Source organism: Klebsiella sp. K47, from assembly GCF_051858335.1.
Classification (GTDB): Bacteria; Pseudomonadota; Gammaproteobacteria; order Enterobacterales; family Enterobacteriaceae; genus Klebsiella; species Klebsiella pneumoniae.
In genome coordinates this window covers 1-235 of sequence record NZ_JBPYUI010000275.1, presented here as the reverse complement: position 1 = coordinate 235, position 235 = coordinate 1, and the positions used below count along the sequence as shown (strand labels likewise).

Here is a 235-nt window from a genome sequence, read left to right as displayed (position 1 = left end):
GGATCGTGACGCTCTTCGTGCCACGGTTGCGCCAGAACCAGCCATGCTTTCCGTCAAATGCAGCGGTCAATGTGCCAGATTGCTCAGTTTCATTTTTACCTTTACCGTATCCATGATAGAAATCTTTTGGTGCATTTACAGGATCACCATGCGTGTCATAGTTCAGACCACCACCTGATGATTTCCAATCAAAGGTTACACTTGCATCTTTGGGCATAGCCAACTTAACTTCGGT

1 pseudogene is annotated in these 235 nt (G+C 46.4%); it reads right to left on the bottom strand.

Annotated features, from left to right (window positions below):
• A pseudogene (locus RRF55_RS28010) lies at window positions 1-217 on the bottom strand (transmembrane anchor protein); the annotation flags it as partial.
• Window positions 218-235 lie beyond the last annotated feature (18 nt).